This window comes from Streptomyces beijiangensis (assembly GCF_017315755.1).
GTDB lineage: Bacteria > Actinomycetota > Actinomycetes > Streptomycetales > Streptomycetaceae > Streptomyces > Streptomyces beijiangensis.
In genome coordinates this window covers 1-338 of the sequence record NZ_JAFLRJ010000749.1, presented here as the reverse complement: position 1 = coordinate 338, position 338 = coordinate 1, and the positions used below count along the sequence as shown (strand labels likewise).

General features: G+C 67.8%; 1 protein-coding gene. It reads left to right on the top strand.

The annotated features are described in order from the left end of the window. A partial coding sequence (locus J0695_RS38840) for a beta-1,3-glucanase family protein (protein WP_242553740.1) occupies positions 1 to 338 on the top strand: 338 nt, incomplete at both ends.

The window sequence follows — 338 nt, the reverse complement described above, 5'->3', positions numbered from 1 at the left end:
CCTGCAGGGCGTCCGGGGCGTCGTCACAGGTCGGGTCAGCGGCGACACCCTCACCTTCAACGGCGGGCACACCTTCATCAAGCCCGTCTCGAAGGACATCTTCACCTGCAACCACGGCCCGTTCACCAACAACCCGGCCGACCCGGACGACAAGAAGGCGATCCTCGCCCGCCTCGCCGCCGGCTTCAACCGCTCGATCATGCTGACCCACCCCGTCCAGCCGAACGGCACCACCACCGCCGACTACTACCAGGGCGCCGCCACCAACCACTGGTCACGAGTGGTCCACGCCAACTCGCCCATCGGGTACGCCTTCCCCTACGACGACGTACGCCCCG